Raw genomic sequence first — 7,633 nt, 5'->3', positions numbered from 1 at the left:
TTTAGGCACCGGGGGGCAGGCCACCTCAGGCCGGCGCAACGGGTCCGCCGCTGCCGGTGCGGGTCGATGGCGACGCGCCCACCGCATCCAGGTCGGGGCGGGCCGGCCGTCGCTCACCGAGCCGAGGCGTCGCCAGTTCACGCAGCAGGTTGTCGGTCACCGCGGCCGCGAACGCGGTGCTGGCCGCGGTGATGCCGTATCGCGCATACGGGCCCCGCAGGGCGGGGCACCACAGCATGCTCCCGACCGCGACCACTCCCGCGCCGCTCGGCGTCGAGTAGTAGGTCATATCGCTGAAGGTCGTCCCGATGCCCTCTCCCGTCACCGGCGAATGTCCGACCACCTGCAAGGTCGGGGGCGTCCCGGCGATGGGATACGCGCGGTCCACTTCCGTCCCGCACAGTCCCGGGACCGACAGGCCCGCCCGCGCGCCGAGACCGGCGAAGCCGAAGAACCCCGGATCTCGCACCACGAAAGGCCCTTGCACCGGAAACGCCTCGTAAAGCATCCCGACGAGCGCATTCTCCGGGTCTGGCACCGGCCCATCGCGCCACTTCACGGTCGCTTCCGCCGTGTCGCCGAGCGGATCCGCACTCCCGTCCTTGAAGCACACGACCGTCCGTCCGGCATCCTCGAAGCGCACCCGCCAATACATCGCATTCGCGCCGAGGAAGCCGACATTCGTCCCCGTATCACGCGCGCTCGTCACCGCCGCCCGCATCCCCCGGCTCCAGTACTCGTCGTGCCCCAGCGAGACCACTCCGGCCGCTCCGGCCAGCGCCGGCGTCCCCGCATCGAGATCGCCGGAGGTCAGGTAGGCGAGGTCCAAGCCCAGCCGCTCGGCGGCCTGGATCGGCCCGATCTCATACAGCAGCAGTGTCCGCGCGCCGCTGGTGTCGCCGGGCCGATCGAAGCTCACCTTCCGGGCACGGTTCTCGAAATGCCTTGTCGCACCGTCAGAATAGAGCGAGTACCCGCCGAACGTGTTGTATGCCTGATACGTCGCTGTCGCATTCACGACAACCAGCCGGCCGGTCACGTCGGCCGACCGAATCGTCAGCGGCACATAGTGGCTTTGACCGCCAGAGGTCACGGTCAGCAGGTAGGTCCCCGCCGGCCAGCCGGTCGTGTCCAAAACCGTCGTGGGCTCCCACGTATACCGCGCCCGATGGTCGGCGTCGATAACCGGCGGCCGTTGTGGCCTACCGGGCAGGCTCCCACTGCGCCATACCGTCCGCCCGCCCTGCCCGCCGTAGTGACCGAGTCGGTGCGCCTTCACAACGACGTCACCGAGCCGGCTGTCGACATAGACCGCCACCGCGTCACCGGCGCGGGCGCTGGCATGGCTGGCATACGCGCTCAACATCCCGGTGGGAGCGATCACCCGCGGGCTCACGTGCCACTCGCGGTCACCGGGGCGACTGTTCTCCTCGGCGACCCACGTGCGCGCCGGGGTCGCCGGGCCGCGCGACGTCCCGCGGGAGGACGGCGTCGAAATCCCCCCAGAGGCCGTATGCCGTGGCTCCCCTCCCGCATCCGTGCAGGCACCCAGCGTGAGCAGTGATGCGGTCGTCCCGAGCACATCGCGCCGGCGCGGTGACGGACCCGACGCACGCGCTCGGCTCATGAAGGCAAAGGCTACGCGTAGGCTCCCGGCGTGGGCTTGCGCCAGAGCATCCGCGGGCGTGTCGTGGTGGTCGTCCTCACGGCCTTCGCCGCCATCGGGCTGATCGCCGTCGCCGTGCTGGCGACCATCGTCAGCCATGTGCTGCGGACGCAGGCCCAGTCGACGACGTCGGCCACAGCGGGCTGGATCGCCGAGGAGTTGACGACGACCGATCCCAAGACGGTGGTTGCGGAGCACGTGCTGCCACCGGGCTCGGAACGCGTGATCCAGATCCTCGACGCGGACGGCCGATTGGTGGCCGCAACCCCGCCCGGACTCGCCCCGCTGACGACGGCCAGAGGACGCGAGCACCAGACGTTGATGACGACCTTGGACGGCATCCCCGACTTCGATTCGGACAACTTTGCCCTGGCGGTGACGGGCGCGCCGGATCGCAACGGCGCCATGCTCACCGTCGCTGTCGCATCGCCCGCCAGCCTGGAGGAAGGCCCAACCGCTGCTCTGGTGGCGGGCTTCGTCCTGACCGGGATCGGTCTGTTGATGAGCGTGTGGCTCGGCGTGCTGTATGCCGTCGACGCTGCCCTGCGCCCGGTTGAGGCCATGCGCGCGGAGGTGCAATCGATCTCGGATATCGGCTCCTCGCGATCGGTCGCGATTCCGGACGGTGAGGACGAATTCACTCGGCTCGCAACGACACTCAACGACCTCCTGGATCGCCTGCGAACTTCCGACGCTGCGCGCCGGGCGTTCGTCGCCGACGCCGGGCATGAACTGCGCAGCCCCTTAGCTGCTGCCCGCGTCACCGTGGAGCACCTGGCTATTGCCCACTACGACAAGAGCGAGTGCGAGCAGTCCCTGGCCAAATTGGGGCTGGCCATCGACCGGCTCTCCGCCGTCGTCGACGACCTCTTCGTCCTGGCCCGCCTCGACGACCCGGGAGCACGGTCGGTGTCGGTGCCTGTGGATCTTGACGATGTCACTCTCAACGCCGTCCGGGCGCTACCGGGGCAGACGCCCGTCAGCCTCGAACTCGCGCCGGCGCGCGTGCTCGGCGACGCCGGGTTGCTCGACCGCGTGGTGCGCAATCTGCTGGACAACGCCCTTCGCCACGCCGACTCCGCGATGCGCGTCCGTGTGGAGAACACCGGCGAAAGCGCCGTTCTGACCGTCGACAATGACGGCGCACCGGTCCCGGAACACTTGCGCGAGATGGTCTTTCAGCGGTTCGTCCGGCTCGACGAGGCGCGCGATCGAGACCGGGGCGGATCCGGCCTCGGCCTCGCCGTTGTCGCCGACACGGTCGCGAGATACGGAGGGCGCGTCCATACGAACGTCGCCGATGACGGCTGGTGCCGGTTCGTCGTCGACCTGCCGCTCGCCGCGAGCGACTAGCCCGGCGGCGCGTCGGCGACCAGCCGATAGCCCATGCCTCGGACGGTCTCCACCGTCCGCACGCCGAAGGGCACGTCGACCTTCTTGCGCAGATAACCGACATAGACCTCGACGACATTGTCAGCCCCCGGATAGTCCGAATCCCACACGGCGTCAAGCAGATCGGACTTGCTGAACACCCGTTCCGGCTGTCGGATGAGCGTGTGGAGCAGCGCGAACTCGCGTGGTGTCAACTCGATCATCTGATCGCCTCGCGCAACCCGCTTGGTCATCGGGTCCAGAGTGAGTGTCCCGCACGCGAGGGTGACCTGTCGGGGCACGCCCGAGCGGCGCAGAACCGCGTGCAGCCGCGCCGCGAGGACCACGACGCTGAAGGGCTTGGTGACATAATCGTCCGCCCCGAGTTCGAAGGCGTCGCTCTGATCGAACTCGCCGTCCTTGGCGCTGAACATCACGACGGCCGTCGTCGGATCGCTGGCCCGGATACGTTTGAGCACGTCATAGCCATTGCGGCCGGGCAACATGATGTCGAGCAGCACAACGTCGTAGCCGCCGTACTCGGCCATCGCGAGTCCGGTCAGCCCGTCATGGGCGACATCGACGACCCAGCCCTCGCCACGCAGGATGGCGGCGAGTTCCGTCGCGAGATCGCGCTCGTCGTCGACGATCAGCAGCCGCATAGGTCCTCTCAGCGCTCTCTCAGGGGTCGCGTCATACCGTCGGGGTGTTCGCTAACGGTGAAGGGTTGGCATGTTCGACACCATCATGGGCCTCCCGGTCCACATTCTCGTGATCCACGCTGTCGTGGTGCTCGGGCCGATCGCTGCCCTGCTCGCCTTGGCGTATGCCGTGCGGCCCGCGTGGCGTGACCGCCTTCGGCTGCCGCTGATCCTCGGTGCCGTTGCCACCGGGCTGAGCGGCTTCGTCGCCGGTGAGAGTGGCGAGCAACTCGAACACCGATTGCAGGCCGCCGGAGGCAATGACGCGGCAGCCATGGCATTGCTCCACGAGCACACCGAGGCCGGCGACCTCGCCAAAGTCCTCTGTTTGGTCTTCATGGTGGTCGTTCTCGGCGTCGTCTACTTCTTGCTCCCGGCAACCAAACCGGCTCGGAGCAAGGCCCTGGGCATGCTCGGGGCGGCTGCCATGATCCTGGTCAGCTGTGCCGCGATCGTGTCGATCGCCATCACCGGCCACACCGGCGCCAAGTCGGCGTGGGCGGATCAGGTCGTCGCCACCCAGGGCGCTACGACCACCGGCGGCGGCGACTGACGACGCCGGGGTGATCGGCAAACCCCTCCCCCCGCTGCCGATCACCCGCGGCTGTTCCAGTCGCCGCCGCCGGTACTCTCGGAGCATGTCCACCGAGAGTTCAGCCGGCCGGCTGCCGACCGCTCCAATCGTCGCAGCCGGCTTGGCCGGAGGCTATGTCGTCGCCAGTTCCACCGGCATCCGCCCGCTGGGCGGCCTGGTGCTTGGCGCCGCCGGACTGCTCGCCGGCCGCACGTGGCTGATGCGTCATGGGCCGACGACCGCCGGTCTGCTCGGCGGGGTCTACCTGCTGGCCTTCGGCGCATCACACCCCCTGGCCAAGCAAATCGGTGCGTGGCCGGCTGTGGCTGTCGTCTCTGCGGTCTCGGCCGCCGCGGCCTATTTCGGATCCGATCGCTCGGCTCGCTGACCCCGAGCGAGAGCGACACAGCCACTAGTCGCTCCCCGAAGGCTGCTTCGGCGCAATCGAATCGACTCGGTGTGAGCACTCATGCGATTGAGTCGAAGGCCAACGACGCATAGCCGACCACCCGCTCCCGACCACCGGCTGCATCGCCGGAGTTGCACTGATCCAGCAGGCGCGGGCGGAGTCGGTGCGCTCGCGCCGACACGAGCAGGCCGTTCACGGGTGCGGCACCACACGCCTGGACGTGGCGGATGTCGGGCTGCAGGGCGAGGAGGTGGCGCGCCGTCGCCTCGTCGAGACGGCGCGCCACGGCATACGGATGGTAATGCGAAAGGTTCGAACTGACCACGACCACCGTCTCTGGACCGCCCCAGAGCGCGTCCATCACCTCGGCGACCACGGCCGGCGCGGCGCGACCGACCGCCAGTGGGATGAGCTCGAACTCGCCCAGCACCCGTTGTAGGAAGGGCAGCTGCACCTCTAGCGAATGCTCTGCGACGTGGGCAGCGGGACTGATGTGGACCTGCGGCAGAGCGGTGAGGACCTCATCGCTCAGCCGCGCGACCGGCACCTGGCCGAGCGGAGTTGCGAACAAATCTGCGCCCGGCACGGCAAGGCCATCGATCGCCACGCGGTGGGTCGGGCCCAGCAGCACGACGCGGGTGATGATGTCGCGGGCGGGGAGCAGGGCGGCATACGCGAGGGCAGCCATCGCGCCGGAGTCAGCGTAGGAGCCGTGCGGTGCGATGAGTGCCTTCACGGGCGCGACCGGGGCCGTCGGGTCGGCAGCCGTGGCGAGCAACCGATCGACCGTCTCGGCCAATGTGGTGGCGTCGCGAGGGTAGAGGTGACCGGCGACGGCGGCCGGCCGCACGCGCGCCATACCCTCAGTCTCGCCCGTGCCGGGAGCGGGATCAGGCTGGGTCGAGGGTGATGTCGACCTGCATCTCGCCGGCCAGTTGCTCCAGCGCAGCGCGGACGACCGCCGGGTCGCTCCCGATGGGCGCGTGGGCGAGCACCGTTGCCTCGAAGAGCACGCCGCCGGCCATCGGCGCGTCCCGCGTCCCTGTGGTGAGCGAGGCGACGCTGAGGTCATGGGCCGCCAGCACGCCGGAGACGTCGCGGACGATGCCGGGGCGGTCGTTGCCGAGGATCTCCAGGCGCACCGACTGCCCGGTGGTCGCGTCCGGGGCGCCGCGGCCGGTATGCACGCTGACATCGAGCAGGCCCGCCAGCGGCGCGAGCGCGGTGCGCAGCGCCTCGACTTTGTCCTCGGGAACAGTGACGACGACGATGCCCGCAAACTTCCCGGCCAGCTCGGCAAGTTGGCTGCGCTCCCAGTTCCCGCCGCCGTCCGCGACGGTGTCTGCGAGCGCCTTGACGAGCCCGGCGCGGTCGTCGCCGATGACGGTCAGTACGAGAGTCTCCACCCTGGCATGGTAGCTAGCGGCGGGTCGCGTCGGCTTGCCCGGCTCTATCCTGCGCGTATGCCGACCCCGACCCGCTGGACGACCGACACCAGCCCAGGCCACTCCCGGTGGTATGTCGAGCGCTTCCGCGCGCTGGCCGCCGAGGGGGCCGATCTGGTGGGTGAGGCGCGGCTGGTCGACGCGATGGTTTCGCGGGGAGCCCGGATCCTCGACGCAGGGTGCGGGCCTGGGCGGCATACGGCCTATCTGCACGCGGTCGGCCACGACGTGCTCGGGGTCGATGCCGACCCCGAGTTGATCGCGGCCGCGCGCGAGGATCATCCCGACGCGCGTTTCGAGGTGGCCGACTTAAGCGAACTGGACCTGGTCGGCGAGGGCCTGTTCGATGCCATCCTGGTCGCGGGGAATGTCATGGTCTTCCTGGCACCTGGGACCGAAGCGCTTGTGTTGCAGCGATTCGCGGCGCATCTGGCGCCGGAGGGTTTCGTGGTCACGGGGTTTCACACCGACCGGGAGTTGACGCTTGCCGCCTTCGACGCCGCGATCGAGGTGAGCGGACTGCGCATCGAGCATCGCTTCGCGACGTGGGACCTGCGGGCCTGGCAGCCCGCGGCGGACTTCGTGGTGACCGTCCTGCGTCATACCTAGGGGGGTATAGGATCGCAGCATTAGGTTGACGAGGTCCGAGGAGAGACACCCATGTGCCGTGCGGTGCGATGTAAGACCTGTGGCAAGACGACGTGGGCCGGGTGCGGGCAGCACGTGGCTTCGGTCAAGGCCGGTGTCCCGGCCGGGCAGTGGTGCCCCGGCCACGAGAGCCGCGCCACGACGGGGGATGCGAACCGGGCCACGACGGGTCAGGACGCGGGCGGTGGCTTCCTCAGCCGCCTGTTCGGCCGAGGCTGACCCCCAGCCACGTCGAGAGGGCACGATCCGTCCGGTCAGCCCTTCAGCCCGGAGAAGGTCATGGTCGCGACGAACTGCTTCTGCGCGATCAGGAAGAAGATGATCAGCGGCAAGGTGGCCACGACATTGCCGGCCATCAGCATCGACCACTGCGTCCGGTGCTGGCCCTGGAAGTTGGCCAGGCCGAGTTGGATCGTGTAGTTCGCCGGGTTGTTGTTGACGATCAGCGGCCAGATCAGGTCGTTCCACGACCCGAGCAGGGTGAAGATGGCCAGGGTCGCGAGAGCCGGCTTGGCCAGCGGGAGGATGACTCGCCAGAAGACGGCGAACTGCGAGCACCCGTCGAGCACGGCGGCCTCTTCGAGTTCCCGCGGCAAGGAGAGGAAGAACTGTCGCATGAGGAAGACGCCGAAGGCCGACGTCAGCCAGGGGAGCATCATCGCGGCGAGCGTGTCGACCAGGTGCAGCTTGCTGAACATGATGTAGGTGGGGATGATCAGCAGTTGGGTCGGGATCAGGATCGTGGCGAAAACGAGGATGAAGCCGACTTACATGCTGGTATGGCTGCGCGAGGGTCGTGACCCTTGATCTGACTGGTGC

At 68.8% G+C, this 7,633-nt stretch carries 9 protein-coding genes; 4 read left to right on the top strand and 5 right to left on the bottom strand.

What is annotated here, in order from left to right; genetic code table 11:
* Positions 1 to 25: 25 nt before the first annotated feature.
* Positions 26 to 1,627 carry a N,N-dimethylformamidase beta subunit family domain-containing protein gene (locus PKH97_RS10105; RefSeq protein ID WP_324387282.1) on the bottom strand — a complete coding sequence of 534 codons (1,602 nt, stop codon included), beginning with the start codon at positions 1,625 to 1,627 and terminating at the stop codon, positions 26 to 28.
* Between the two features lie 30 nt (positions 1,628 to 1,657).
* On the opposite strand from PKH97_RS10105, the gene PKH97_RS10100 reads away from it, so the two are divergent.
* Complete coding sequence (locus tag PKH97_RS10100; protein ID WP_324387281.1) at positions 1,658 to 3,019, top strand: HAMP domain-containing sensor histidine kinase; 1,362 nt, start codon at positions 1,658 to 1,660, stop codon at positions 3,017 to 3,019.
* Here the strand turns inward: PKH97_RS10100 and PKH97_RS10095 are convergent.
* Entirely contained in the window at positions 3,016 to 3,699 is a 684-nt protein-coding gene (locus PKH97_RS10095; RefSeq protein WP_324387280.1) for a response regulator transcription factor, read from the bottom strand. The two genes, PKH97_RS10100 and PKH97_RS10095, sit on opposite strands and share 4 nt — an antisense overlap.
* 70 nt (positions 3,700 to 3,769) lie before the next feature.
* Here PKH97_RS10095 and PKH97_RS10090 point away from each other — a divergent pair, with 70 nt between their 5' ends.
* Entirely contained in the window at positions 3,770 to 4,291 is a 522-nt protein-coding gene (locus PKH97_RS10090; RefSeq protein ID WP_324387279.1) for a DUF2231 domain-containing protein, read from the top strand.
* Between the two features lie 85 nt (positions 4,292 to 4,376).
* Positions 4,377 to 4,700, top strand: coding sequence for a hypothetical protein (locus PKH97_RS10085; protein WP_324387278.1), 324 nt, complete (start codon positions 4,377 to 4,379; stop codon positions 4,698 to 4,700).
* A gap of 79 nt (positions 4,701 to 4,779) precedes the next feature.
* On the opposite strand, the gene amrB is transcribed toward PKH97_RS10085, so the two are convergent.
* A complete protein-coding gene (gene amrB / locus PKH97_RS10080) occupies positions 4,780 to 5,580 on the bottom strand; it encodes an AmmeMemoRadiSam system protein B (protein WP_324387277.1) in 801 nt (266 codons plus the stop codon).
* A gap of 31 nt (positions 5,581 to 5,611) precedes the next feature.
* The gene (locus PKH97_RS10075; RefSeq protein WP_324387276.1) at positions 5,612 to 6,127 is read right to left on the bottom strand and encodes an ACT domain-containing protein; all 516 of its coding nucleotides are present in this window, start codon (positions 6,125 to 6,127) and stop codon (positions 5,612 to 5,614) included.
* Between the two features lie 57 nt (positions 6,128 to 6,184).
* Here PKH97_RS10075 and PKH97_RS10070 point away from each other — a divergent pair, with 57 nt between their 5' ends.
* A complete protein-coding gene (locus PKH97_RS10070; RefSeq protein ID WP_324387275.1) occupies positions 6,185 to 6,775 on the top strand; it encodes a class I SAM-dependent methyltransferase in 591 nt (196 codons plus the stop codon).
* A gap of 293 nt (positions 6,776 to 7,068) precedes the next feature.
* Here PKH97_RS10070 and PKH97_RS10065 read toward each other — a convergent pair whose 3' ends face one another.
* Complete coding sequence (locus PKH97_RS10065; protein WP_324387284.1) at positions 7,069 to 7,572, bottom strand: carbohydrate ABC transporter permease; 504 nt, start codon at positions 7,570 to 7,572, stop codon at positions 7,069 to 7,071.
* Positions 7,573 to 7,633 lie beyond the last annotated feature (61 nt).

The organism is Nostocoides sp., assembly GCF_035343835.1.
Lineage (GTDB): Bacteria > Actinomycetota > Actinomycetes > Actinomycetales > Dermatophilaceae > Nostocoides_A > Nostocoides_A vanveenii.
Note: the sequence above shows the minus strand (reverse complement) of the source record. Positions and strands in the feature narration are given on the sequence as shown.

Coding starts and splice junctions, on each gene's coding strand:
- PKH97_RS10105 (WP_324387282.1), bottom strand. CDS start 1,627: ATGAGCCGAGCGCGTGCGTCGGGTCCGTCACCGCGCCGGCGCGATGTG.
- PKH97_RS10095 (WP_324387280.1), bottom strand. CDS start 3,699: ATGCGGCTGCTGATCGTCGACGACGAGCGCGATCTCGCGACGGAACTC.
- PKH97_RS10090 (WP_324387279.1), top strand. CDS start 3,770: ATGTTCGACACCATCATGGGCCTCCCGGTCCACATTCTCGTGATCCAC.
- PKH97_RS10085 (WP_324387278.1), top strand. CDS start 4,377: ATGTCCACCGAGAGTTCAGCCGGCCGGCTGCCGACCGCTCCAATCGTC.
- amrB (WP_324387277.1), bottom strand. CDS start 5,580: ATGGCGCGCGTGCGGCCGGCCGCCGTCGCCGGTCACCTCTACCCTCGC.
- PKH97_RS10070 (WP_324387275.1), top strand. CDS start 6,185: ATGCCGACCCCGACCCGCTGGACGACCGACACCAGCCCAGGCCACTCC.